This window comes from Jeotgalibacillus haloalkalitolerans, assembly GCF_034427455.1.
In the GTDB taxonomy this organism is placed as follows: Bacteria; Bacillota; Bacilli; order Bacillales; family Jeotgalibacillaceae; genus Jeotgalibacillus; species Jeotgalibacillus haloalkalitolerans.
In genome coordinates, this window is sequence record NZ_JAXQNN010000001.1 from 534,300 (window position 1) to 558,790 (window position 24,491).

23 protein-coding genes and 1 riboswitch are annotated in these 24,491 nt (G+C 44.7%); of the genes, 14 read left to right on the forward strand and 9 right to left on the reverse strand.

Going from position 1 to position 24,491, the window contains the following annotated elements; translation table 11 throughout:
* Positions 1 to 14: 14 nt before the first annotated feature.
* Entirely contained in the window at positions 15 to 665 is a 651-nt protein-coding gene (locus UFB30_RS02645) for a 3'-5' exonuclease (protein ID WP_322420121.1), read from the forward strand.
* Between the two features lie 97 nt (positions 666 to 762).
* Complete coding sequence (locus tag UFB30_RS02650) at positions 763 to 975, forward strand: hypothetical protein (RefSeq protein ID WP_322420122.1); 213 nt, start codon at positions 763 to 765, stop codon at positions 973 to 975.
* A 271-nt stretch (positions 976 to 1,246) separates the two neighbouring features.
* Here the strand turns inward: UFB30_RS02650 and UFB30_RS02655 are convergent, their stop codons facing one another.
* Positions 1,247 to 2,620, reverse strand: coding sequence for a dipeptidase (locus UFB30_RS02655; protein ID WP_322420123.1), 1,374 nt, complete (start codon positions 2,618 to 2,620; stop codon positions 1,247 to 1,249).
* Positions 2,621 to 3,248: 628 nt separating this feature from the next.
* Here UFB30_RS02655 and UFB30_RS02660 point away from each other — a divergent pair.
* The 3 genes from UFB30_RS02660 to UFB30_RS02670 all read left to right on the forward strand — a co-directional run bounded on the left by UFB30_RS02660 (position 3,249) and on the right by UFB30_RS02670 (position 7,081).
* The gene (locus UFB30_RS02660; RefSeq protein WP_322420124.1) at positions 3,249 to 4,514 is read left to right on the forward strand and encodes a hemolysin family protein; all 1,266 of its coding nucleotides are present in this window, start codon (positions 3,249 to 3,251) and stop codon (positions 4,512 to 4,514) included.
* A 355-nt stretch (positions 4,515 to 4,869) separates the two neighbouring features.
* A riboswitch (SAM riboswitch) is annotated at positions 4,870 to 4,973 on the forward strand.
* Positions 4,974 to 5,054: 81 nt separating this feature from the next.
* Entirely contained in the window at positions 5,055 to 6,113 is a 1,059-nt protein-coding gene (locus UFB30_RS02665) for an LLM class flavin-dependent oxidoreductase (protein ID WP_322420125.1), read from the forward strand.
* A gap of 11 nt (positions 6,114 to 6,124) precedes the next feature.
* Positions 6,125 to 7,081, forward strand: a complete 957-nt coding sequence (locus UFB30_RS02670) for an ATP-grasp domain-containing protein (protein WP_322420126.1) — start codon at positions 6,125 to 6,127, stop codon at positions 7,079 to 7,081.
* A gap of 46 nt (positions 7,082 to 7,127) precedes the next feature.
* Here UFB30_RS02670 and UFB30_RS02675 read toward each other — a convergent pair whose 3' ends face one another.
* Positions 7,128 to 7,934, reverse strand: a complete 807-nt coding sequence (locus UFB30_RS02675) for an alpha/beta fold hydrolase (protein WP_322420127.1) — start codon at positions 7,932 to 7,934, stop codon at positions 7,128 to 7,130.
* Positions 7,935 to 8,105: 171 nt separating this feature from the next.
* On the opposite strand from UFB30_RS02675, the gene UFB30_RS02680 reads away from it, so the two are divergent.
* Together UFB30_RS02680 and UFB30_RS02685 are read left to right on the forward strand one after the other, a co-directional pair.
* Positions 8,106 to 8,426, forward strand: coding sequence for an ArsR/SmtB family transcription factor (locus UFB30_RS02680; protein ID WP_322420128.1), 321 nt, complete (start codon positions 8,106 to 8,108; stop codon positions 8,424 to 8,426).
* 97 nt (positions 8,427 to 8,523) lie between these two features.
* On the forward strand, positions 8,524 to 9,378 hold the full coding sequence (locus UFB30_RS02685) for a permease (RefSeq protein ID WP_322420129.1): 855 nt from the start codon (positions 8,524 to 8,526) through the stop codon (positions 9,376 to 9,378).
* 161 nt (positions 9,379 to 9,539) lie between these two features.
* Here UFB30_RS02685 and UFB30_RS02690 read toward each other — a convergent pair whose 3' ends face one another.
* The 4 genes from UFB30_RS02690 to UFB30_RS02705 form a co-directional block, all read right to left on the reverse strand.
* On the reverse strand, positions 9,540 to 9,824 hold the full coding sequence (locus UFB30_RS02690) for an iron-sulfur cluster assembly accessory protein (protein ID WP_322420130.1): 285 nt from the start codon (positions 9,822 to 9,824) through the stop codon (positions 9,540 to 9,542).
* Positions 9,825 to 9,921: 97 nt separating this feature from the next.
* Positions 9,922 to 10,341, reverse strand: coding sequence for an arsenate reductase (thioredoxin) (gene arsC, locus UFB30_RS02695; RefSeq protein WP_322420131.1), 420 nt, complete (start codon positions 10,339 to 10,341; stop codon positions 9,922 to 9,924).
* 192 nt (positions 10,342 to 10,533) lie between these two features.
* A complete protein-coding gene (locus UFB30_RS02700; protein WP_322420132.1) occupies positions 10,534 to 11,829 on the reverse strand; it encodes an arsenic transporter in 1,296 nt (431 codons plus the stop codon).
* A gap of 18 nt (positions 11,830 to 11,847) precedes the next feature.
* Positions 11,848 to 12,195: an ArsR/SmtB family transcription factor gene (locus UFB30_RS02705; RefSeq protein WP_322420133.1), complete on the reverse strand. Its 348-nt coding sequence runs from the start codon at positions 12,193 to 12,195 to the stop codon at positions 11,848 to 11,850.
* Positions 12,196 to 12,679: 484 nt separating this feature from the next.
* On the opposite strand from UFB30_RS02705, the gene proC reads away from it, so the two are divergent.
* Entirely contained in the window at positions 12,680 to 13,489 is an 810-nt protein-coding gene (gene proC / locus UFB30_RS02710; RefSeq protein WP_322420134.1) for a pyrroline-5-carboxylate reductase, read from the forward strand.
* A gap of 275 nt (positions 13,490 to 13,764) precedes the next feature.
* Here proC and UFB30_RS02715 read toward each other — a convergent pair whose 3' ends face one another.
* The gene (locus tag UFB30_RS02715) at positions 13,765 to 15,321 is read right to left on the reverse strand and encodes an ABC-F family ATP-binding cassette domain-containing protein (RefSeq protein ID WP_322420135.1); all 1,557 of its coding nucleotides are present in this window, start codon (positions 15,319 to 15,321) and stop codon (positions 13,765 to 13,767) included.
* 148 nt (positions 15,322 to 15,469) lie between these two features.
* Between UFB30_RS02715 and UFB30_RS02720 the strand changes: the two genes are divergently transcribed.
* Together UFB30_RS02720 and UFB30_RS02725 are read left to right on the forward strand one after the other, a co-directional pair.
* Positions 15,470 to 15,931: a MarR family winged helix-turn-helix transcriptional regulator gene (locus UFB30_RS02720; protein ID WP_322420136.1), complete on the forward strand. Its 462-nt coding sequence runs from the start codon at positions 15,470 to 15,472 to the stop codon at positions 15,929 to 15,931.
* Entirely contained in the window at positions 15,915 to 17,294 is a 1,380-nt protein-coding gene (locus UFB30_RS02725; protein ID WP_322420137.1) for an MATE family efflux transporter, read from the forward strand. Before UFB30_RS02720 ends, UFB30_RS02725 begins: the two co-directional genes overlap by 17 nt.
* 41 nt (positions 17,295 to 17,335) lie before the next feature.
* Here the strand turns inward: UFB30_RS02725 and UFB30_RS02730 are convergent, their stop codons facing one another.
* The gene (locus tag UFB30_RS02730; protein ID WP_322420138.1) at positions 17,336 to 19,402 is read right to left on the reverse strand and encodes a cation:proton antiporter; all 2,067 of its coding nucleotides are present in this window, start codon (positions 19,400 to 19,402) and stop codon (positions 17,336 to 17,338) included.
* Between the two features lie 105 nt (positions 19,403 to 19,507).
* Positions 19,508 to 19,678 (reverse strand): SE1832 family protein, encoded by a 171-nt coding sequence (locus UFB30_RS02735; protein ID WP_322420139.1) that lies wholly within the window; start codon positions 19,676 to 19,678, stop codon positions 19,508 to 19,510.
* Positions 19,679 to 19,936: 258 nt separating this feature from the next.
* Between UFB30_RS02735 and UFB30_RS02740 the strand changes: the two genes are divergently transcribed.
* The 4 genes from UFB30_RS02740 to UFB30_RS02755 all read left to right on the forward strand — a co-directional run bounded on the left by UFB30_RS02740 (position 19,937) and on the right by UFB30_RS02755 (position 24,423).
* On the forward strand, positions 19,937 to 21,403 hold the full coding sequence (locus UFB30_RS02740) for a circularly permuted type 2 ATP-grasp protein (protein WP_322420140.1): 1,467 nt from the start codon (positions 19,937 to 19,939) through the stop codon (positions 21,401 to 21,403).
* Positions 21,384 to 22,352 (forward strand): alpha-E domain-containing protein, encoded by a 969-nt coding sequence (locus UFB30_RS02745; RefSeq protein WP_322420141.1) that lies wholly within the window; start codon positions 21,384 to 21,386, stop codon positions 22,350 to 22,352. Before UFB30_RS02740 ends, UFB30_RS02745 begins: the two co-directional genes overlap by 20 nt.
* A gap of 51 nt (positions 22,353 to 22,403) precedes the next feature.
* Positions 22,404 to 23,255, forward strand: a complete 852-nt coding sequence (locus UFB30_RS02750; protein ID WP_322420142.1) for a transglutaminase family protein — start codon at positions 22,404 to 22,406, stop codon at positions 23,253 to 23,255.
* Positions 23,256 to 23,778: 523 nt separating this feature from the next.
* Positions 23,779 to 24,423 carry a Rossmann-fold NAD(P)-binding domain-containing protein gene (locus UFB30_RS02755; RefSeq protein ID WP_322420143.1) on the forward strand — a complete coding sequence of 215 codons (645 nt, stop codon included), beginning with the start codon at positions 23,779 to 23,781 and terminating at the stop codon, positions 24,421 to 24,423.
* Positions 24,424 to 24,491 lie beyond the last annotated feature (68 nt).

Consider the following 24,491-nt stretch of genomic DNA (forward strand, 5'->3'; position numbering starts at 1 on the left):
AAGGAGGAGACAACATGGCGATATGGTCAAAGAAATTTGATGATCAGATCAACACAGATATTCCGCTTTCCACACCGCTCGATGAATTAAATCTGCTCGTCATCGATACTGAAACAACAGGCTTTGCAGTGGGGAAGGATGACCGGCTGATTGAGGTGGGGGCCGTGCCGGTTAAAGGGCTGAAGGTACTGGAGAAGGAATCATTTCAGTCTTACGTCAACCCTGTCAGAGAGATCCCGCCGGCCATTACCGACCTGACATCGATCAGACAGTCAGATGTGGAGGATGCCCCTGATGCGATGGAAGTTATTGAAGCACTTTTTGAAAAAGGGAAGCAACTGGAGACCCATGCGCTGGCCGGGCACTACATTTCATTTGATCTGCTCGTATTCAAGCATGAGCTGAGAAGAAATTCGCTGCGCTATCAGGAGCCGCCAGCGATAGATACACTTGATCTGCTTTCGTACCTTGTTCCGACCTGGGAGATGAAAGATCTTGCCTACTATGCATCCGTTTTTGAAACAAGAATGTATGACCGGCATACAGCACTGGGTGATGCAATGACAGCAGCCTACCTTTTTTGCGAGCTTTGTGAACGTGTGAAAGAGAGAGGCATCACCACCTGGGGAGAGCTGCTCGCACTGCGTTCATCGAGAACGCCGTGACAAAATGATGTCAATATGCTGGAAATGGTTTGAAGGTGATTGTTATGTGGGAATAGTAAGGTGCACGAATTAAATCGAAAAGAGAGGATTGTCAGAAATGACGCTTCAAAGCATTTTACAGGAATTCCATACATTAAAAGCGGAGTCCATTCCAGTAGATTTACTTGATGAAAAATATGCTGATTTGATGATCCGGATGGAGCAGTCTTATGAGATCCCAGATGTCATTACTGCAGAGTGGGAAGAGAAAAATAGATCAGTCAGTACGGTGTATAGATTAATTGCGAGCAATCGGCTGATGGATACTTGAATAGTGGATTAAGAACCGTTTGGTGGGGATGCCGGGCGGTTTTTTGTATGGATGGGAGGTTGGTTCATGAAATTTTGCGGGGTGTTCATGACATAACATGTGCGGTTCCGGAGATTACCACTGGTGTTCATGACATTACATTCGGGGTTCAGGAGATTTTCACGCTTGTCCCTGAAATTGTGTGGAAAGGCCTAGCCTCCTGCAGCGCCAAATCCCCGTCCCAGAACGAAACAAAACCGCCGCTCCCAAAAGAGCGGCGGTCCACCATCCATTATTTCTTCAAAACCTCAGGCAGCGTGCTGTAATAATCAGCAATCACACGCAGTCCCTGATCAAAATTCTCTAAATGAAAATGTTCATTCGGTGCATGGAAGTTCTCACCCGGCAGACCGAATCCCATCAGCACAATCGGCTTCTGCAGAATCTGGTCAAACGCTGCAACGATCGGAATCGAGCCGCCGCCGCGGATGAACTGGGTTGGTACGCCGTACACTTTTTCATATGATGCACCGGCAGCCTGAATCGCAGGATGATCATAAGGCGTCACGTACGGTGCCCCTTTATCAAACGGCGTGACTTCAACTGTTACACCAGCCGGCGTATGAGCCTCAACGTGCTTTGTCAGCAGCTCAACAATCTCATCGGGATCCTGGTGTGGTACGAGCCGGCACGTAATTTTCGCATGCGCTTCATTTGGCAGAACCGTTTTAATGCCTTCGCCTTCAAAGCCGCCCCACATGCCGTTAATTTCAAGTGTTGGACGCGTCCACATGCGCTCGAGTGATGTATAGCCCTTTTCGCCGAACAGTTCTTCAACTTCAAGCTCTTTTTTCAAAGCCTCATCTGAAAAGTTCAGTGCTTCATAGGCTGCTTTTTCTTCATCAGTCAGCGGCTCAACTTTATCGTAAAAGCGGTCTACCTGAATCACACCGTTTTCATCACGGAATGAATCAAGCAGACTGACGAGCGCATGAAGTGCATTTTGCACAGCGCCGCCATACAGCCCTGAGTGCAGGTCGCCTTTTGCACCTTTCACGTCAATCTGAATGCCCGCAAGTCCGCGCAGACCATAGCAGATCGCAGGCTGTCCTTTTTCCTGCATGCCGGTATCTGAGATCACAATGACATCTGAGGCCAGCAGGTCCTGGTTTTCTTCAACAAATTTTGGAAGGTTAACACTGCCAATTTCCTCTTCGCCTTCAATCAGAAACTTCAGATTAACTGGCAGCTTTCCGTGTTCCTTCAATAAAGCTTCTGCTGCTTTAACGTGCATAAAGGATTGTCCTTTGTCATCAGTTGCGCCGCGGGCATAAATTTTGTTGTCGCGAATTGCGGGCTGGAAGGGCTCCGTTTCCCATAAATGTAGCGGGTCAACCGGCTGGACGTCATAGTGCCCGTATACTAACACGGTGGGTGCATCCTCTGCATGAAGCCAGTCGCCATAGACGACAGGGTGTCCCGGTGTCTGGATGATCTGAACGTTTTCCATTCCGATTTTCCGAAGGTTTTCTGCGATCCATTCGCCGCCTTTTAATGTATTCTGCTTATGTTCTGAGAGTGAGCTAACGCTTGGGATCGATAACCATTCGGTCAGTTCTGCTAAATGCCGGTCACGATTGTCGCGGAAATATTGATCTAATGCCATTTTCAAACACTCCTTAATAAAATTTGACAGTGGATTGGCGCTCTGTTATGCTAGTGGTTGATCGTTTTACGGGAGCGGATTTTCGGCGGATATCGCCAGCCGCCATAATTAAATAACAAGGTCTGGAAATCCAAGGCCTGAATTCAGCGGCTCACCTTCTGAGTACGCTAAGCAGTTAAGCTATTTCACCGATTGAAGCAAAAACCCTCTAAAAATGCCGGGGTCGTTGCCCGGAGACAGTACTTCAAACTACTACGCAGTAACTGTGCACTTCTAAAGGTTCTATCTCACCGAACCGATTCAGACCAAAAATTCCAGATTACTTTATGAACGAATCTAACGTTTTAAAGTAATATCTGATTCACACTGGCGCAGCTTCGGAGCTGCAAGGACGAAAGAGAGGTTAGGGCTTTCGTTGTTTTAGGTATTATGTAATGCCGCTCCCGTAAGGCAGATCACCAATCCTCTTTAACATTACTCCTAAATGATTTTCATTTCAATTTTCTTTCCATATTCGCCTTAAAAGATCGACTTTTCAGTTAATGACAGTGGAATTTTTATTCAGGATAGTATACGCTAGTTCTATCTAATTTTTTTACATATTGCTAATTAACCAGGAGGAATATCGTTGGAATTTATAGCCATAGCTGCTTTGCTTTTTGCCTCATTCTTTTTATCAGGAAGTGAGACAGCGCTGACTGCTGTCAACAAAATGAAGGTTAAAACCCGTGCCGAGCAGGGTGATCGTGCGGCTGAAAAGCTGTTAAAACAGGTGTCAAAGCCTGATCAGATGATCACAACTATTTTGATAGGGAACAATATATCGAATATTCTTTTACCTGTTCTCGTAACAGTCATCGCAATTGATTACGGAATTGAAGTTGCACTTGCAACAGGGATTTTAACAGTTACGCTGATTATCTTCTCTGAAGTACTGCCGAAAACAATTGCCGCTACTTTTGCTGACCGGATTGCCTACATTGTAGCGCCGGTAATCCGCATTTTAATGACAATTTTTAAGCCGATTACATGGTTTTTATCTAAATTCACAAATATCGTGATCCGTATTCTTTCAAAAGGTGATATTAAGGAAGCAACGATTACGAAAGAAGAGCTTCGCACAATGGTGGATATCGCTTCGACTGAGGGAACTTTTTTAGGTGATGAATCCCTGCGTATTAAAGGGGTTCTTGACTTTCAGAAAAAGGACGTCGGCGATGCAATGAAAACGCCGCGTGTTGATATCATTGGCATTCCTATTGAGACTAAGTATGAAGAAGTACGTGATTATGTCATTGATAATCCTTATACACGCTATCCTGTGTATAAAGAAAATATGGATAATATCGTCGGAGTGTTTCACTCCAAGCAGGTGATCGAATGGTCATTGACGCCTGAAAAGCCTTTGACGGAGTTTATGGACAATGATCCGCTGTTCACAGTGGAGACGACTTCAATTGAACGTATTTTCAAACGCATGCTTCAGGCGAAAAAGCATTTTGCGATTGTACTTGATGAGTACGGCGGGACGCTTGGGATTATCACGCATGAGGACATCATCGAAGCCATGATCGGTCAGGAAATTGCCGATGAGAATGACGACGAGGAAGAGTCATGGATTGATGAACTGACAGAAAGAACGATTGTCTGTCACGGTAAACTGAACATACACCGTCTGAATGAAGTGTTCTCGACGAAGATTCCGGAAGAGCAGGACGTACTTGCAGGGTTTGTATTAAAAGAGATTGGTCATTTGCCTGAAGAAGGCGATGAATTCGATTTCCAGCACCTGCGCTTTACCGTACTTGAGATGGAGAAAAATAAAATTACAAAGGTGCGCATTGAAAAACGCGTTATCGATGGGATTGCAGATGATAAAGATATCGAAAGCTGATGGCAGACGCCGTCAGCTTTTTGCTTTATGAAATAAAAATTTCAGTGAATTTTGATATGACGATTAATAAGACGAGACAAGATTATAGTTCTTGAAAGTTTATTAAGAATCATTTAAGTGCAGCGGAGCGTAAGGCGGTGACTCCGGAGCGATTAGTGGGAAGCTGAGACCCCACAGCCGAAGGCGAGGAGGCTCAGCAACCACCGCTCGGAAAGCATCCGCCTGAAGCGCAGCGAAACGTTACAAGATACATCTTTTAGATAAGTTTCGTCCGCCGAATAGATTAGAAAATTCACACATTGGGTCTTGACTAAAACCAAGTGATGTTATAGGATTAGCGTATTAAAGTGAATAGCTCTTATCGAGAGTGGTGGAGGGATATGGCCCTGTGAAGCCCGGCAACCGCTGACTTTGTCAGAAAGGTGCTACATCCATCAGGCATTGCCTGAAAGATAAGACAGGAGTTCTGAGGTTTCTTCTTCTGTCTGTCGCAGAGGGAGTTTTTTTATTTTATGGACAACACAAGGAGAGTGAATCAGGATGAAATATGGTTTCTGGCTTCCGATTTTTGGCGGGTGGCTTCGTAATGTTGAAGATGAGAATATGCCACCGACATTTGATTATGCGAAAAAAGTGATTCAGTCAGCAGAGATGTGGGGTTACGATACCACACTGATCGCTGAACTGTACCTGAACGATATAAAAGGACCGGAACGGGATTCAATTGAAGCCTGGTCAACAGCAGCGGCACTTGCAGCAGTAACTGAGAAGATTGAAATTATGACTGCAATCCGTCCGGGATTTCATAATCCGGCAGTAGCTGCAAAAATGGCTTCCAATATTGATCACATTTCAAACGGCCGATTCACATTAAACGTTGTGTCTGCCTGGTGGGCTGAAGAAGCGAAGCAGTATGGCGGCGCATTTACAGAGCACGATGAGCGCTATGAGCGTACGGATGAGTTCCTTACAATTTTAAAAGGGCTCTGGACCGAGGACACATTCAGTTTTAAAGGGAAATATTATGATATTGAAAATACAAAGCTTGAACCAAAGCCGGTTCAGCGTCCGAATCCAATTCTTTATGCAGGCGGTGAAAGCCCGCGCGGCAAGCAGTCTATTGTTGAACACTGCGATTCTTATGTGATGCATGGCGGAACAGTTGAAGAAATTGAAACAAAGATTGCTGATATGGAATCACGCCGTGCTGCAGCAGAGAAGGATCCATTTGGTTCATTCGGAATGGCGGCGTTTATTATTTGTCGTGATACAGAAGAGGAAGTGCAGGCTGAACTTGAACGGATCACAGATGTAAAAGACGTGAGCGGATATGCCGGCTACAACGATTTCGTCAGCAAATCACAGCTTGAGCAGCAGGTAAAACTGATGGATTACTCTGTATCAAACCGCGGACTCAGACCGAACCTGATTGGCACACCTGAACAGATTGCAGAGCGGATCATTGAATTTGAAAATGCAGGCCTTGACCTGTTACTGCTTCAGTTCTCTCCACAACTTGAAGAGATGAAGCGTTTTTCTGAAAAAGTTATGCCACTGGTTGAGAAAAAGAGAAAGCTTCAGCAGGAAATCAACATTTAGGGGGAAACAGTATGAGTAAAGCATATGTACTGCATGAAAATGATGAATGGACGGTTCATTTAACGAAAAGACTGGATGAACTGAATGTATCTTATGAAGTTTGGCATCTAGATGAAGGGATTGTAGATTTAACGGAAGAGCCTCCTGAAGGCATTTTTTACAGCAGAATGAGTGCTTCTTCACATACGCGCGGTCACCGTTTTGCGCCGGAACTTACGGAATCAGTGCTTGCATGGCTTGAGCAGCATGGCAGAACAGTATTGAACGGCTCGCGTGCACTTCGTCTTGAGGTGAGCAAGGTGAACCAGTACACGGCACTTCAGCTGAATGGAATTAAAACGCCTGATACGATCGCAGCGGTTGGACGAGAGCAGATTATAAAAGCAGCGGAAAAGCTTGATAAACCATCGTTTATTACGAAGCATAACCGTGCAGGAAAAGGGCTTGGCGTTCAGCTTTTCCATTCGATTGATGCGCTGAAGCAATATGTAAACAGCGATGATTTTGAACTGCCGGTTGATGGGATTACGCTCATTCAGGAGTATATTGAGTCACCGGAGTCATATATTACGCGCTGCGAATTTGTAGGTGGTAAATTTGTCTATGCGGTTCGTGTGGATACTTCTGAGGGCTTTGAGCTATGCCCGGCAGATGCATGCCAGATTGATGATCTGTTCTGCCCGGTTGGTGAAGAGGTGGAGGAGAAGCCGAAGTTCCAAGTTGTGAAAGACTTTAATGAGCCGCTGTTGATCACACAGCTTGAATATTTTCTTGCGAGAAATGATATTGCTGTGGCGGGAATTGAGTTCATTAAAGATGCTGACGGCGAGATTTATGTATATGACATCAATACAAACACGAATTACAATGCGGATGCAGAAGCAGCTCACGGTACTTACGGGATGCTTGAGCTTGCGAAGTTTCTGAAGAAGAAGCTTGAGCGCGAGTACTCCGTAGTTGAAGCTTAGATATTATATTTGAAAAGCCCTGTTCAGACAGGGCTTTTTTCATTGATTAATTACGCAAAAACTGCAAAATCTCTGCATTCAGCTTTTCAGTTTCTTCAAAGACAAGACCATGTCCGCTTTCTTCAAATTTAACAAGCTCAGCATTTTGCAGATGAGACTGCAGGTACTCAGAAAAGTGGATTGGGCAGATCTCATCGTTTGTACCATGAAGCAACAGGACAGGTACTGTTACGTGCTCAAGGTCACCGCGGCCATCTTCATCTCTGAGTGCTTCAGCAGAATGGATCGTTCCATGTGCGGATGCCTGCAGACCGAGTGTGCCAAACCAGTGCCTGAAAGCTTCTGAAGGTTCCTGATGGAAGAACATATCGCCGAATTCCTCTAAGAAAGCAGGGCGGTCTTTTTGTATGCTTTCAATCATTCCATCGATTTCTTTTGCTTCAATGCCATAAGGGAAATCATCTGTTTTTGTAAATCGCGGAGCGGCAGGTGCAAGCAGCATCAGCTTGGAAATTCCGTGCTGCTGATGGCGCGCCATGTATCTCAGTGCAATCGGGCCACCCATTGAAAAGCCTGCCAGCACAGCATTTTCTAATCCCAAATGGTCAATGACAGCTTTTACATCATCTGCTTTCCGGTTATAGTCATAACCGCTCCACGGCTTATCTGATTGCCCGTATCCTCTCAGGTCAATTCCGATAAAGCGGTATCCCAAATTCACAATCTCATTGATCTGATATTCAAACATACGGTGATTGACAGGCCAGCCGTGAATAAAAATAACCGGCTGACCCTCACCGATATCCTCTACAAATAATGAAACGCCTTTTTCAACTTCGATTCGATGTGACATCAAAAAACCTCCTGAAATTAAGATAATATTTGTATACCCGAAACTTTTAAATGTACACCAATACTTTACAGTTTTATAAATCAAAAAAAATTGATTTAATGATTGACATTTATGAACAACGTGAATATGATGGGTATATCAAATAAATTTGATGCAAAGGTGGAATATGATATGACCTCACAAGTAATCGCTCCAAATGAAGACACGTTTGTAAAGTTTGAAAAGAAATTTAAAGCGCTCGCTGATCAGAAAAGGCTGGAGATTTTGCATCTTATTCAGCAGCATCACTCACTTTGTGTATGTGATCTTGCAGAACATATTGATATGCCTCAGTCCAAATTGTCCTATCATTTAAAACAGCTATTAGATGCAGGGTTTTTAAACGTTGAAAAGAAAGGGACCTGGAATTACTATTCAATTAATAATGAGGGGATCAATGAAGTGTTGTCACCTGCATTGTGCTGTCTGTTTAGAAATGAAGAGAGCTGCTGAATTAGAAGCCCGGAGAAAAGATTTCCCCTGGCTTGTTCAAAGAATCAAAAAAATTTGATTTATTAATCAAAAAAAGTTGATATAAGGAGCGAGAAAATTGTTGGAATCATTTATTTGGATTGCATTGGAACTTACCGTATTGTTTGTCGTCATTTCTTTTGTACTTTCACTGCTGCAGTCGTTTATCCCTTATGAAAAAGTGGAGGATTATTTGAGAACACGATCAAAATGGAAAGCAGGATTATTTGCAATTGTATTTGCTTTTATTACGCCATTTTGTTCCTGCTCGACGATTCCAGTTGTCGTGAATATGCTGCGAAATAAGGTACCTTTTGGATTAACCATGGTCTTTCTATTCTCTTCACCATTACTGGATCCGACCATCCTGACTGTAATGGGAGTGATTCTTGGATGGCAGACGACAGTGATTTATACATTGGTCACCGCTGTTTTCTCTCTCGTTCTGGGTTTCACACTCGAAAGGCTGGGCTTTGAAAAATACGTGAAGCCGGTCATGGTGAAAGGGTACCACTCAGGTAAGAAAAAGTGGGATGTGAAGCGGGCTTTGAGGGAGACCGGTCAGATGATGAAGTCAGTATTTCCGTTTTTAATCATTGGCGCTGCAATTGGTGCAGGTATACATGGTCTGGTACCGGCTTCATTCATTGCTGAGAACTTTGGTCATCAGGCATGGTGGCTGATTCCGCTTGCTGCATTACTCGGAATTCCGTTATATATCAGGCTCTCAAGCATGATTCCGATTTCTCAGGTGCTGCTGCTCAAAGGAATGGCATTGGGACCGATCATGGCGCTGCTGATCAGTTCTGCTGGTGCGAGCCTGCCGGAAGTCGTCCTTTTAAAATCAATATTCCATATAAAGCTCGTAGCAGTGTTTGTGCTATCAGTGTTAACGATGGCTACGTTATCAGGATTGATCTTTTACTTTATTTAAGGAGGTGGCAAATGATGCTAAAAAAATTACTCTCAATTGTTAAGCCGCTTAAAAAAGAAGATTGCTGTAAAGTGAAGATTGTTGAAATGAAAGAGGATAAGAGCTGTTAATAGACAAAAAATCCGGAACAGGTGTGCTCCGGATTTTTTGTCGTTAGCTTTTTACATAATCTGTTCAGGTCCGCCGGTCATTACGATTCCACGGCCTTCAGGTGTATCCTGAACATCAAGCGTCAATTCTTCTGCGACGAATAAAATCTGCGGATCAATTGCTACTTTGATGCCATTAATCGTCTGAATCACATCGTTTTCTTCCGGTACATGGAATGACAAGCCTATCTCAGGACTGCCTTCTCCCTGACCGGCAAAATATACGCGGATATTTTCAGATTCATACTGGTGAAATAACTTTTTGAACGCTTCTTTTGCTTCATCTGTAATAATCATTTTTGTCTTCCTTTCTCACATTAGCTTATACATTTATGATGTGTGAAAAGGGAGAGAAACGCAAGTATGATGCTGTCCGGCAGTATTAGCCAGACTCCTATTTGCCGGTTTCAGCAAATTCTTTGATTCTTGACCCGATTTCATCACGTACGCGCTGGAAGAACGCCCACTTTTCTTCGTCAGTGCCTTCTGCTTTAGCCGGGTCATCAAAGCCCCAGTGCTCACGTTTTACATGTGGAGGTGTAACAGGGCAGTGATCTGCAGCATGTCCGCACAGTGTTACCACAAGGTCAGCATTGTTTAGAATCTCTGGATCAATCGTGTCAGATGTCTGGTTTGAAATATCAATGCCTGCTTCATTCATTGCTTTTACAGCATTTGGATTAAGTCCGTGTGCTTCAAGACCTGCGCTTAATACGTTCCACTCATCGCTTAAATATTGCTTGCCCCAGCCTTCTGCCATCTGGCTTCTGCAAGAGTTACCTGTGCATAGGAAATATAATGTTTTTTTAGACATGAGAAACACTCCTTGAAATTAGTTAGTTTGTTGTGAACGCTTTGTTTGTCAGCGATCTTGTATCTATTCCTGGTTTAGTTGCAGCAATTTGCGCCAGGGTTGTAGCGATACGCCGGGGACCTTGTAGTAATCCCCCGGCTTCCGGTAGCAAATACACTAAATGTTTGTCGTATTCTGATCCCGAAAATGGTATTACAGAATAATCAGCAGCCACACATACAATCCAAACAATGTGATAAACAGCGTCGGGATCGTAAGGATAATTCCTACTTTAAAATAGTAGCCCCAGCTGATGTTGAAGCCTTTTTTGCTCAGAACATGCAGCCATAATAATGTAGCCAGTGAGCCGATCGGTGTAATTTTCGGTCCGAGGTCAGAACCGATCACATTTGCATAAATCAATGCTTCTCTTACTGCACCAGTTGTATTTGTTTCCTGGATTGCGAGTGCATCGATCATGACAGTCGGCATGTTATTCATAATTGAAGACAGGAATGCAGCAATAAAGCCCATGCCCATTGTGGCTGCAAGCAGTCCCTGATCAGCTGTTGCATCAAGCACATCAGCAAGCAGGCTGGTCAATCCGACATTTCGCAGTCCATAAACGACTACATACATACCGATGGAGAAAAATACAATGGCCCACGGCGCGTCTTTTACAACAGTGGTCGTGTTGACGGCCGGGCTTCTTCTTGCAATCAGCAGGAAGATAATCGCAATGATACCTGCGATAATGGATACCGGGATTTCAGCGAACTCGCTTGTGAAATAACCGGCAAGTAAAATTGCAAGCACGCCCCATGAAAGGCGGAACATTTTCGGATCCTTGAGCGCTTCCTGAGGCTTACGAAGCTGTGATAAATCATAATTTTCCGGAATACTCTTACGGAAAAACAGCCACAGTACTAAAATACTTGCCCCGATACTGAAGAAGTTTGGAATGATCATCCGGCTTGCATACTCTGCAAATCCGATACCAAATACGTCAGCAGAAACGATATTAACAAGGTTACTGACGATCAGCGGCAGGGAGGCAGTATCAGCGATAAATCCGCTGGCCATAATGAATGGTAAAATCATCGCTTCTTTAAAGTTCAAGTTTCTCACCATTGCAAGGACAATCGGCGTCAGAATCAGAGCTGCACCATCATTTGCGAAGAAGGCTGCGACCAGTGCGCCAAGTAATGTAACGTAGATAAACATTCTGATCCCGCTGCCTTTCGCAAACCTTGCCATATGCAGTGCGGACCATTCGAAAAAACCGATCTCATCTAAAATCAATGAAATAATGATGAGTGCGACAAATGTCAGCGTGGCGTTCCAGACGATGGCTGTTACATCAGCGACATCCTGCATGGAGACAACGCCCAAAATCAGTGCGATCACAGCGCCTCCCATTGCAGAGTAGCCGATGCCAAGGCCTTTAGGTTGCCAGATCACAAGTGTTAACGTAATAAGAAAAATCAGTATTGCTAAAAATATATCCATGACGGGACTCCTTTAAATTTAGTTACAGGAAACACGTTTCCCTTTTTCGATCAGCTGTTCGAGATGATGATCCTGCGCCGGCAGCTGGTCTAAAATGCTGCGGATCATGTCATAGCCTTCAAAGGATTCATTCAGCGAATACACAATCCACTGTCCTTTTCGCTGCTCTCTGATCATGCCGATATCCTTCATCTTCCGGACATGCTGGCTGACCGAAGGCTGACTCATTTGAAATATCTCAACGAACTCGCACACACAGCAGTCGTGATCTGCAAGAATACGCAGCATCGTTAACCGAGTTTTATCACCCATCAGTTTTAAAGCGGTTGAAGCTTTATCAATCGACATGGCTTCCATTGCGGGCATGGTGTACACCTCCATTTTTGTTCATCCGCTGATTAGTATATAGGCATATGCTTATATACGCAACAGGGAAATGTGATTTTGATTGTAAATGTTATGTTACATGTGGACGGCTTTGGCAGGATGTAGTGATTGTAGGTGGAGATGTAGCAATCCGGCTTCAGGTTGTAGCGATAAACCCGGGAGCCTGTCGTTATCCAGCCCGGCTTGTAGCAATTTCGCCAGACTGATGACATATCAGCCCATGGTCTTGCGGCATCATTCCACTTTATGCCCTGAGAAAACTGTAAATACGGCAGCGTTTTAGATAGAGCTTTCAGGGAAAATATGAGATAGTAAACAAAATCAGTCATGAACGAAAGGGAGATGGACCATGGAAGGATTTCCGTTATTCAGCACATCGCTGATCTTAACAGTTGTCACCATTGCAGTCGTAACGGCAGGCATTTTATATATCAGCTCAAGAGCTAAAAAATAGGAGGAACATATGACACAAATCGGTTTTATCGGATGCGGTAAAATGGCACAGGCAATGATCGGCGGGATGATCCGCTCTAAAACTGTCAAGCCGTCATCCATTATCGCAAGCGCAACAACTAAAGATACCAGAGTAAAGGTATCAGATCAGTTTGGGATTGAAGTAACAGGTGATAACAGTAAGGTGGCTACAGAAGCAGACATGCTGTTTCTCGGCATTGTACCGGGGCTTCACCAGCAGATCCTTGAAGAAATTACACCTCATTTAAAAGAAGAAACTGTCATCATTACGATTGCAGCCGGACTTACAACCGCTGATATCTCAGCATTTGCCGGCAAAAAGCTGAAGGTCATCAGAACAATGCCAAACACCCCATCACTCGCAGGGGAAGGGATGTCAGCGATCAGTGTCAATGATGAAGTCACCGAAGAAGAGCTGGCGGCAGTCCTGAAACTGTTCCGTTCATTCGGTAAAACAGAAGTAATATCAGAAGATCTGATGGACAGCATTCCGGCAATCAGCGGTTCTTCGCCAGCTTACGTCTACATGATGATTGAAGCCATGGCAGATGGTGGTGTCCGTCAGGGGCTAAAGCGCGATCAGGCCTATCGTCTCGCAGCGCAGGCCGTACTCGGTGCAGCGAAAATGGTGCTAGATACCGGCAAGCATCCCGGCGAACTGAAAGACCAGGTTACTTCACCGGGCGGCGCTACCATTGCAGCAACAGAAGCCCTTGAGAAGCACCGTTTCAGAGGGGCGATATTAGAAGCGATGGAAAGCTGTACCGCAACGGTGAAGGAATTAGGTCATAAAAAATAAGCAGCGCCGCGGCGCTGCTTATTTTTGTACGCTGGAAGTCAGTCCGAATCCTTCGTAAAGGTGATGGAATTAATCGCGGAGGTGACGTAATTCATTCGAAAGCTGATGGATAAAAGGCCTGTCCATTGCCACGAAGTTTGAATAACTGGATTCCTGACGCGATTAATCTGAAAGGTGATAGATTAACAGCAAAAGGTGATCGAATAAGCTGCCTGTGACCTCGCCCACGTGCTACACCCGCGCGCCACTGCCAGAGCGCCAACTCATGCTCACTCCTATGCGTTAACCTTCTCACTCCACTCCTCAACATTCCACGTTCTCGTAGCCCAGTCCTCATAAAAATCAGGCTCATGGCATACAAGGACAATCGTTCCATTATACGCCTTCATTGCACGCTTCAGCTCTTCCTTCGCCGTCACATCCAAATGATTCGTCGGCTCATCGAACAGCAGCCAGTTACTTTCATGCATCATCAGCTTACAAAGACGTACTTTCGCCTGCTCGCCACCTGACAGCTGAGTCATCTGGCGTGAAATATGCTCATTTTTCAGTCCGCATCTTGCAAGTGCCGCGCGCACCTGATGCTGGTCCATGCCAGGGAATTCGCTCCATACATCCTCGATCGGCGTAATCGCTTTTGGCTTCATTTCCTGTTCAAAATAAGAAGGATACAGGAAGTCGCCGTGGATCACTTTTCCGCCTAAAGGATCAAGCTTACCCATAATCGTTTTCAGCAGTGTTGATTTACCTACACCGTTACAGCCGACAACAGCGATTTTTTCCCCGCGTTCAATTTCAAGTGTCATCTTCGGCAGAAGCGGTTCGTCATAACCGATTTCAAGGTTCTCGGCTTCCACTACATAACGGCTGCTGCCGCGGGATTCTTTAAATTCAAACACCGGCTTTGCAGCTGTTTCAGGGCGGTCAATCCGCTCGATCCGGTCAAGCTGCTTCTGACGACTTTTCGCACGGCCCGTCGTTGAGTAACGGGCTTTATTTTTCGCAATAAAGTCTTCCTGCTTTTTAATGAATTCCTGCTGCTTTTCATATGCCTGCAGGTGCTGGTTTTTATGAAGCTCAGCAAGCTCTATAAATTTGTCATAGCTTGCCGTGTAGCGGTTCATACGGGCAAACTCAAGGTGCAGGATAATATCCACTGTATCATTCATGAAGTTCGTATCATGAGAGATCAATAAAAATGCATGCGGATAATCTTTTAAATACATTGACAGCCAGCGGATATGCTCGACGTCAAGATAGTTGGTCGGCTCATCCAGCAGCAATACTTTCGGCTTTTCAAGTAACAGCTTCGCTAAAAGCACTTTTGTACGCTGTCCGCCGCTCAGTGCTGATACGTCACGGTCAAGTCCGATTGCATCCAGCCCTAGTCCGCGTGCGACTTCCTCGATTTTAATATCAAGCGTATAGAAGTCACCTGCATCCAGCGCATCCTGGATTTCAGCCATTTCCTCTAAAAGTGTTTCAAGCTCTTCAGGCGTGGCATCTGCCATTTTACCTGTGATTTCATTCAGCTCTTCTTCCTTTTTAAATAGAGGAAGGTAGGCATCTCCAAGTGTTTCACGCATCGTACGTCCCGGTGTCAGCTGTGTGTGCTGGTCCAGGTAACCATAATGCGTGCCAGGCAGCCATTCCACTTTTCCTTCATCGTGAATAAGCTCTCCCGTCAATATATTCATCAGTGTTGATTTACCAACACCGTTTGCACCGACAAGTCCAATATGTTCACCGGCTAATAACCGGAAAGAAACGTCTTTAAAAAGCGTGCGATCGCCAAATGAATGGGACAGCTTACTTACAGATAATACACTCATGTTTGTCCTCCAAAATAAAAGTCTCCCTTCATCATAATGGATGTAACCTATTCCTGCCACCTTAAAAAACTTCGTAGTCAGAAAAGTTGCGTATGCAACTAAATGCAATTATAATAGTCAGCAGTGAATGAGAAAAGAGATGATATCAATGAAACACGCACATACAGCCGGACGCTGGTTATCAACAGTGCACCGGTACAGTTACATTTTTCTAAGTAAGACCTTTGCTGAATACGGAATCGGGCAGGGGCAGATAAAATTTTTAATGATGCTTTTTGAGCGTGATGGACTGACTCAGGAGTATATGGCAAATGAGCTGAATATTGATAAAGCTACTGTTGCCCGTTCTATCCGTAAGCTTGAAACAGAAGGCTATGTGAAAAGGATGCCACATGAAACAGACAGAAGGTCAAACTACATTTATCTGACTGAAAAAGCGAAGGATATTGAAGCATTCGTGAAAAAAGAAATGACGTATTGGAGAGAAACGCTGACCTCAGGTTTTACAGAAGAAGAACAACAGCTGGCAACTGATCTTTTGAAGCGGATGGCAGGGAATGCAGTAAGAGAAATTGAAGGGCAGGTGAAATCAAATGAAACAGCAGAGTGAAAGACTTGGACAGGAAAAAATCCCATCATTAATGGTGCGCTTTTCAGTGCCTGCCTTTATCGGCATGTTTGTGATGGCTTTTTATAATATTGCGGATACATTTTTTATTGCGAGAGGCATTGGAACCGTCGGGGTAGCGGCACTTTCTATTGCGTTTCCGCTGCAGTTGATTATTACTGCGTTTGCAGCTGCGATCGGAATTGGTGGTGCATCGATTATTTCGAGACGTCTTGGTGAAAACCGGCTGGATGAAGCGAATAAGATTTTCGGCAATGTCATCTGGCTTGTCGGTTTCCTGAGTGTCTTAATGGTTGTTGCGGCACTCGCATTTCTAGAGCCAATACTCATCACATTCGGTGCAACGGAGGAAATCCTGCCTTATGCAGCAGAGTACCTGTCAATCATTTTATATGGAGCGATTTTCCAGGCCTTTGCGATGTCCATGAATAATGTCGTGCGTTCAGAAGGAAATGCAAAGATGGCGATGCTGACCATGGTGATTTCTGCAGGGTTGAATATTGTATTGGACCCGATCTTTATCTTCACGCTGGATATGGGAATGGCAGGTGCTGCGATTGCAACTGTCATTTCACAGGCAGTCGGTGCGATATGGTTATATCTTTACTTCCGTGCAGGTAAAAGCTCTCTCGAATTCAGATGGATCGGACTGCTGCCGGACTGGCGTGTGGTACGTGAGATCACACAGATCGGCTCAGCAACTTTTGTCAGACAGACTGCAGGAAGTCTGATGTTTATTGCAGTGAACTGGATGCTTGTCATTTATGGCGGAGAATCTGCGGTGGCGATTTTCGGGATTATTAACCGGATTATGATGTTTGCGATTATGCCGATGTTCGGTATTGTGCAGGGAATGCAGCCGATTATCGGATTTAATTACGGTGCGAAGCTGCATCACAGAGTGAGTGAAACGTTAAAGCTTGGTATTGGTGTTTCAACTGTGATGGCGATTTTTGTATGGGTGGTTACGATGCTGTTCCCTGGCGCGATGATGTCTGTCTTCTCGACTGACCCTGAAGTGATTTCAGGAGGAGAGGAAGCGATGCGCTTTATCTTCCTGATTGTACCGATTATCGGTTTTCAGATGGTAACCGGCGGACTTTATCAGGCACTTGGAAAAGCGAAAATTTCATTTATCCTGTCCATGGCAAGGCAGCTGATCTTTTTAATTCCGCTTGTACTCATTCTGCCATCATTCCTGGGGCTGACCGGTGTATGGCTGGCTTTCCCGATTGCAGATGGTCTGGCGTTTCTCCTGTCACTGTTCTTTGTGTGGAGAGACCGCCACAAGCTGTTTCAGAAAACCCCTGCTGCAAAACTGCGGCAGGCAGAAGCACACAGTTAACGAAAACACCCCCGGAAGCATGCTTCCGGGGGTGTTTTTGATTAATCATAATCACGTTTAAACAATACTTCTTTCGGTACTTCTGTTCCACGTGCACCGCGTATATCTGTTTCCCCGGTTTCAGTCGGATAAAAGATAATAAAGCTTTCGGGATTCGCAACAGCAAGACGGCTTGGCAGCTGATCAAGCTGAGGGTGCCAGGCGATCGTTCCTTTTCTCGCACTCATCACGATGACTAAATCATTTTTACGTAAGGATTCAACTGGCTGACGATACAGCTCCTGCCATGATGCAAGTCTGTGCGTAACAGTCGTTACATTCGGTTTGATGTCAGCGAGTATTTTTTCGTATGGTTCAGTCTGATCACGTATGATCAGCACTTCAAGTAAGGTGTTTAACTGGGCAGCCATTCCCTTCACAATTCTCAGCGCATCTGTGAACCCGGGCTTATGATCAGAGCCGCTCGGGACTAACAGCATGATCCGGTCTGTTGTATTCAGAGGGTGACCTAGCTTTACAATCATTGCACGTTCATTTGTATGATCAAGAAAGTTGTCAATGACGCTGCCAAACAGTTTTGTTTTAGTGGATTTCTGACCATTCCATCCGGCAATAATCGTTGTAATCCGCTCTTCAGCAACAGCACGTTCAATCCCGCGCCCCGGGTTACGATCGACTTTGATCAGGGTTCTTGCCGGGATTTCAGCGCTTGCTGCGTGTGCAATGGCCTGCGTGAGCATTTTCTCTGCATTGGCTACAGCATTTTCAACAGATTTCACATCCCTCTGTACAACACTCAGTGGATAAACGGGCTCAGTTGAAGCCTTCGCACGTCTCACAACGAAGCTGAGGTCAAGCAACGTCTGGGTCGTTTTCGGGTTGGCAACCGGAATCAGAATTCTCTCGGGACGCTCATCATTCAGCTGAGGTGCTTCAAGTGTTTCACTTTCTGCGAGTTTACGCCCGAACTTTTCTGTCAGATACGGGCCTGTAATACAGGTGAGCAGAATCATTACGATCACAGCATTAACGGTTGCAACATTTAATAGGCCAATTTCAAAACCTACAAGTGTGGCAGCAAGCGTTGCAGCAGCCTGCGGAGTCGTCAGCCCGATGATGACGAAGTTTTCCAGTCTATTATATTGATAAATCTTACTCGTGAGCATACTTGCAATCGATTTACCGATCAGCACCGAACCTAACACAACACCAAGCATGATCCAGGCATCAAGGCTTGAAAACAGTACAGATAAATCCATCAGCATGCCGACTGACAGCAGGAAAAACGGGATGAACAATGCATTACCGGTGAAGCGGATTCTGTTCATTAATGTGCCGTGGTCATAGATGTAACGGTTTAATGCAAGTCCTGCCAAAAAGGCGCCGATAATCGGTTCGAGACCTGCAAGCAGTGCAATTGCCCCCGCTACAAACATCACCGTCAATACAAAGTTAAATTCCATTTGACCGTCGTTATTGGAATTTCTGAAAAACCATTTTGCGGTAAATGGTGCACCAACCAGCACGACGAGCCCGAACAGGATGGTTGAGATCACAAGGCGGAACCAGAATTCTGCACTCGCATCCCCGCCTGCAAGACCGACAACTGCAGCGAGTATGAGCATGGCGAATGTATCGGTTAATAGCGTTCCGCCAATCGCTGTTGTGACGGCTTTATTCTTTGCGATACCAAGTCTTGAGGCAATCGGATAAGCAAGAAGAGTATGGGAACCAACAATGGATCCCAGCAGAATCGCTGCGCTGAATGAGAAACCGAGATACCAGGCGAGCGCTGTTCCGAACAGTAAAGGAATAAAGAATGAAAGCAGCCCAAATAGAATACTTCTGGAGCGGTACTTTTTAAAGCCGTCTATATCAAGTTCCAGACCGGCAATGAAAATAATAAATAACAATCCGACAGTACCCAGCAGCTGGATTGTTTCCCCGCGCTCCAGCAGGCCGAGCCCATTTGGCCCGACAATGACTCCGGCAATAATCGGCCCAATGATGCCGGGGATTCTGAGCTTACTCATAATAAATGGTGAAATGAGAAAAATAATAACAGCCAATCCAAATACGAGAACCGGCTCCTGTAATGGAAGAGTCATAGATCAACCTGCTTTCCTTCAACATGTATATTCAAATTATATACGAATCATTTTTCAGAGGAAACAAATAGCCGACCACCTTCTTTGGCGATCGGCTATTTTTAATTACTCTTCAAGTTTTCTCAGCTCAGACAATTCCTCTTCAATAACAGTCAGTCTTTTTTGTGCAGAAGCTCCGTCGCGACCTACTGACTCCAGCTTCTCCAGGTCATCCTGTGCCCTGATGTATTCCATCTTCAGCTCTGCGATTCGATTCTGAATTTCATTTTGCGTCATGAAAATCCCTCCATTTTATTATTCTAACAAATTTACTTTTCTGTCGGCAAAACTTGAACGGATTGTGCTTACAAGTATAGGAAGAAGGGTAAAGATTAAAGTATTTTCAGAAAATTTAGAGGGATTTTGTTCTTAATTGTTGAAGAAGGAGACAGCACATATTTTTAAGATTAACGCTCTGCTGAAGAAAATCGTGAACTGAGCTCAGCCGGGAGCGGACATCTTCAGCAAAGTTATGATAAAGAGGGGGACAGGCAAATGTTCAAGCCATATCAGTCTGAAACAAATTTTGATGAAATGCTTGAAAAAGATGGATCAGTCAGGTCGCACTATCAGGATTTTCACAAAGTCATGGACCAGTTCAGTGAAGCAGAACTGAGAGAAAAGCATGAAACAGCCCAACTCAGCTTTTTAAGACAGGGCATCACATTTACTGTTTATAACGACAATATCGGCACGGAACGTACCATGCCGTTTGATTTTATTCCGATCATTATGCCGCCTGAAACGTGGACGATGATTGAAAAGGGAATGAGGCAGCGGGTGGAAGCACTGAACCGTTTCCTCGATGACATTTACCACAATGCAGAAATCGTGAAAGACGGCGTGATCCCCAGGGAATTTGTCGAACAGAATCCTTACTATCTGAAAAAGCAGGTAACTGGCATTGATGTTCCGTTGAAAAATCATATTTTCCTTGCAGGTATTGATCTGATTCGTGATCAGGAAGGTACATACCGTGTGCTTGAAGATAACCTGAGAAACCCTTCAGGTATGTCTTATGTCTATCAGAACAGATATGTGATGCGTCAGGTCTATCCTGAGTTTTTCAACCGTCACAGCATTCAGTCGCTTGAACATCAGCTTTCCCATATGCATGAAGCAGTGCTCGATCACTGCCCGATTAACTGTCTTCATGAGCCAAGGGCTGTTCTGCTGACACCCGGGATGTATAATTCAGCATATTATGATCATGTATTCCTCGCTCAGCAGATGGGAATTGAACTCGTTGAAGGACGGGATCTGTATGTCAGAGATAATATCGTCTATGTCAAAACGATCCGCGGCATGCAGCGCGTAGATATTATTTACCGCAGGATTGATGATGACTTCCTGGATCCTCAGGTGTTTAATAAAGATTCTGCGCTTGGCGTACCCGGTCTGATGAGTGCCTATAAAAAAGGAAATGTTTCAATTTTAAACGGGGTTGGAAATGGTGTTGCGGATGACAAGGCGATGTATGCATTTGTCCCTGAAATGATCCGCTATTACCTTAATGAAGATCCGATTATTCCAAATGTAGATACGTATTTTATGAGAAATATTGAACAGCGTAAATGGGCGCTTGAGAATCTTGACCAGCTCGTTGTAAAGAACGTGGGTGCTTCAGGCGGTTATGATATGCTGATCGGCCCTCATGCAACAAATGAAGAAATTGACCGTTTCAGAAAAAAAATTGAAGAGGAGCCTCATCAGTATATTGCACAGCCGACCATCCAGCTTTCAAGAGCTCCGGCATTTCAGGATGGACGCTTTTATCCGTGCCACGTGGACCTCCGCGTGTTTGTTATGCGGGGTAAAAAGACACACGTCCTGCCTGGTGGACTTTCACGTGTAGCCTTGAAGGAAGGGTCACTTGTCGTAAATTCTTCGCAGGGTGGCGGAGGAAAAGATACTTGGGTATTAAAAGGAGGCGAAAGCAACCATGCTGAGCAGAGTAGCTGATTCACTATACTGGATGTCACGGAATATCGAGCGTGCAGAGAATAATGCGCGGGTACTTGGCGTACAGCTGATTCAAATGCTTGAAGCCTCGTCAGAAGAAACGCTTGCCCGTCATGACTGGGAGATCGTTCTTGAGATCTGTGGTTCTGTCGCTGATTTTAACCGGCTGTATCCTAAAATGAGCACAAATCACTTAATTGACTATCTTGCTTTTTCAGAGGACAATCCGAATTCGATTCTGAATTGCATTAAATATGCCAGAGAGAATGCAAGAACGACGCGTGATATTATTCCGAACGATTTGTTTGAGGTATGGAATAACTTATATCTTGAGATGACTGAAATCAGAATATCCGAAGGGTCCCTCAGAGACATTCAGCACTTTTTAAACAGAGTCAAAATCACAGCGATGACTTCACACGGGATTGTCGATTCCATGATGACACGCGGCGTTCCGTACAGGTTTTTTAATGTTGCTAAATGGCTTGAGCGCGCTGAAAAAACAGCGCGGGTATTAAATATTCTTAATGACCAGTCCGCAGCGGATCAGAAAAAAGCAGATGGCACTAATTATTATTACTGGCGATCTGCATTGCAGCTGGTGAACGGATATGAGGAATATTTGAAAAAATATCCGCCTAGAATGAATGAAAGAGATGTTCTTTCATTTCTGATATCAGACTATTCATTCCCGCGGTCAATTCAATATTGTATCGATCATATCAGAGAGTCGATTATCTCTCTTGAAGGCGGACGCGTTTCGCATTATTCATGGAGAATGTATGCGGCGCTCGATCTGATCATTGATGAGTTTGACGAGCAGAAGATCAGATCGTTAAAAGAGGAAGGCATCAGCACTTTCCTGGATGATTTTCAGAACAAGTGTAATGATATTGGACGTATTTTTTCTGAGACTTATTATCTCGTCGAACCTTCAAAAACTTCTTGAAAGGGTAAGAATCAAGAAGAGAAACTCACAACACGAGGGAGCGGACGACCGATGAAGTACGAAATCACGCATATTAATACATTTAATTATTCAACAGCAGTTGATCAAAGTATGAACGAGATCAGACTTAAACCGAGAACAGATGAATGTCAGCGTCTTCTGGCATACAGAACGGAACTGACACCTGCTGCACTTACAAAAGAGTATCAGGATATCTGGGGGAATAATGTGGAATCATTTTTTATCGCTGAGATACACCAGTCGCTCGAAGTTAAAACAATCTCAACAATCAGTATCCAGCGAAGTCCATTCATAGAACGGATAGACTATTCACCGGAAATGAAATCAATTTTCCATTCAAACATTTTCAGACAGCAGTATTTGCCATTTTTAAATCAGACGGGGTATACATTTGTCACGCAGGATCAGATTAATAAAGTGATTAATGAAATCGGAGATACTGAAAATCCCGTTAAATTCTCACTGGATCTGATGAGATATGTATATAACCTGTTCACATACGATCCTGAAGCAACGGATGTGAATACAAAAGCAACCGAATCGATCGAAGGGTGTAAAGGAGTATGTCAGGATTATGCCCACGTCATGATCGGGCTGCTCAGAGCACACAATATTCCGGCGCGATATATCAGCGGCTATCTCTATGTCGGAGAAGATTCAGCGCTGGTCGGTGATGCCGCGACTCACGCATGGGTTGAAGTGATGGTGCCGGGTATTGGATGGGTCGGACTGGATCCAACAAACAATGTAGAAGCGCTTGAGAATCATATCAGAATCGGAGTAGGACGTGACTATGCTGATGTCAGTCCACTTCAGGGTGTATACCGCGGGGGAGAACAGGAGCTTGATGTGAAAGTCAGCGTTAAACTGCTGGATCAGTAAAATTGCTGTATCGAAGTGAAAAAGGCGATGTATAAAATGAGTCTTGGACTACAAGATCATTATATAGAGCGAAAAGTATTTTTCAATAGAATCCTTCTCAGTGGAACGGAGCGTAAGGTGGCGACTCCTGCGGCAGGAAGGGACGCGTGAGACCTGGCATGGCGAAGCCTGCGGGCTCACCGCCCGGCCGCGGAAAGCGTCCCCCTGAAACGGTTAAAAGAGGCTGGACATTTTTGTTCATGCCTCTTCTTTTGTATTTACGCTTTGTTAAAGTCCATTGATGTTTCTGCACAGCTGGTGATCGAAGCGTAAGGTGGCGACTCCTGCGGCAGGAAGGGACGTGAGAGACCAGGCATGGCGAAGCCTGCGGGCTCACCGCCCGGCAGCGGAAAGCGTCCCCCTGAAGCGTAGATCAACAGCCAACTTTAACAAAGTCTATATTTAAATAAGAGCACATCCACACCGCTGGAATTGTTTAGGGATCGAAGTAATGGTCGATATAAGGATAAAGGCGGTGAACACGATGAAGTCACGGACTGCAGCAGTGATTGGTTCGCATACAGCCACAGGCCGTGAACTAATTAAAGAACTGTGTTCACGCCGCATGTATGCTGAAGTAATTGTTCTGTCTGAATCTGAGGTGACATACAGCCATGAGAAAATGTCAGAGCGAATCATTGATTTCAGATACTTCGAAGCGGGTCACCTCGGTATTGTGGATGATGTGTTTTGCTGTATGCAGCCTTCCAACGACCCGTGGTTTGATCCGCTCATGGTGGCTGCAGCAGTGAAGAAAAGTAATGCCTCACAGTATCTTGCATTATCTTCTATGGGAGCAGATCCCCGTTCTATATTAAGACTGAATAGAATGTATGGCGAATACGAGCTTCAGCTCAAAAAACTAAAGCTTCCCTCTCTCCATATTTTCCGTCCATCCATTTTGTTGACAAATCCGGATGACTTTGGCGTGAAAGAGTCAGCTGCAGAGAAAATCATGACTTTCGCAGGCTGGGCGATGGTTGGCCCCTTAAAAACGTACAAGGGCATCAGAGCCTCACAGCTGGCACTTGCAATGACTGAAAAGGCGCTCAACGGTAAATTTCCAATTGCAGCAATCTATAAATCCGGTGAAATTGAAAACACGAAAAGAAGTGAATCAGAGACTTAATTCTTCTTTAAAAGCAGGATAACTGGTAAAGTATTATGCATATCAGTTTGAACTTAAAGGTGGTGTCA

Bases quoted from the DNA above. Each gene is read 5' to 3' on its own strand.
- UFB30_RS02730 (WP_322420138.1), bottom strand. From the start codon at position 19,402: ATGACTCTTCCATTACAGGAGCCGGTTCTCGTATTTGGATTGGCTGTT.
- UFB30_RS02690 (WP_322420130.1), bottom strand. From the start codon at position 9,824: ATGATTATTACAGATGAAGCAAAAGAAGCGTTCAAAAAGTTATTTCAC.
- arsC (WP_322420131.1), bottom strand. From the start codon at position 10,341: ATGTCTAAAAAAACATTATATTTCCTATGCACAGGTAACTCTTGCAGA.
- proC (WP_322420134.1), top strand. From the start codon at position 12,680: ATGACACAAATCGGTTTTATCGGATGCGGTAAAATGGCACAGGCAATG.
- UFB30_RS02700 (WP_322420132.1), bottom strand. From the start codon at position 11,829: ATGGATATATTTTTAGCAATACTGATTTTTCTTATTACGTTAACACTT.
- UFB30_RS02740 (WP_322420140.1), top strand. From the start codon at position 19,937: ATGTTCAAGCCATATCAGTCTGAAACAAATTTTGATGAAATGCTTGAA.
- UFB30_RS02715 (WP_322420135.1), bottom strand. From the start codon at position 15,321: ATGAGTGTATTATCTGTAAGTAAGCTGTCCCATTCATTTGGCGATCGC.
- UFB30_RS02650 (WP_322420122.1), top strand. From the start codon at position 763: ATGACGCTTCAAAGCATTTTACAGGAATTCCATACATTAAAAGCGGAG.
- UFB30_RS02670 (WP_322420126.1), top strand. From the start codon at position 6,125: ATGAGTAAAGCATATGTACTGCATGAAAATGATGAATGGACGGTTCAT.
- UFB30_RS02645 (WP_322420121.1), top strand. From the start codon at position 15: ATGGCGATATGGTCAAAGAAATTTGATGATCAGATCAACACAGATATT.
- UFB30_RS02725 (WP_322420137.1), top strand. From the start codon at position 15,915: ATGAAACAGCAGAGTGAAAGACTTGGACAGGAAAAAATCCCATCATTA.
- UFB30_RS02735 (WP_322420139.1), bottom strand. From the start codon at position 19,678: ATGACGCAAAATGAAATTCAGAATCGAATCGCAGAGCTGAAGATGGAA.
- UFB30_RS02675 (WP_322420127.1), bottom strand. From the start codon at position 7,934: ATGTCACATCGAATCGAAGTTGAAAAAGGCGTTTCATTATTTGTAGAG.
- UFB30_RS02665 (WP_322420125.1), top strand. From the start codon at position 5,055: ATGAAATATGGTTTCTGGCTTCCGATTTTTGGCGGGTGGCTTCGTAAT.
- UFB30_RS02750 (WP_322420142.1), top strand. From the start codon at position 22,404: ATGAAGTACGAAATCACGCATATTAATACATTTAATTATTCAACAGCA.
- UFB30_RS02655 (WP_322420123.1), bottom strand. From the start codon at position 2,620: ATGGCATTAGATCAATATTTCCGCGACAATCGTGACCGGCATTTAGCA.
- UFB30_RS02680 (WP_322420128.1), top strand. From the start codon at position 8,106: ATGACCTCACAAGTAATCGCTCCAAATGAAGACACGTTTGTAAAGTTT.
- UFB30_RS02755 (WP_322420143.1), top strand. From the start codon at position 23,779: ATGAAGTCACGGACTGCAGCAGTGATTGGTTCGCATACAGCCACAGGC.
- UFB30_RS02705 (WP_322420133.1), bottom strand. From the start codon at position 12,195: ATGCCCGCAATGGAAGCCATGTCGATTGATAAAGCTTCAACCGCTTTA.
- UFB30_RS02720 (WP_322420136.1), top strand. From the start codon at position 15,470: ATGAAACACGCACATACAGCCGGACGCTGGTTATCAACAGTGCACCGG.
- UFB30_RS02745 (WP_322420141.1), top strand. From the start codon at position 21,384: ATGCTGAGCAGAGTAGCTGATTCACTATACTGGATGTCACGGAATATC.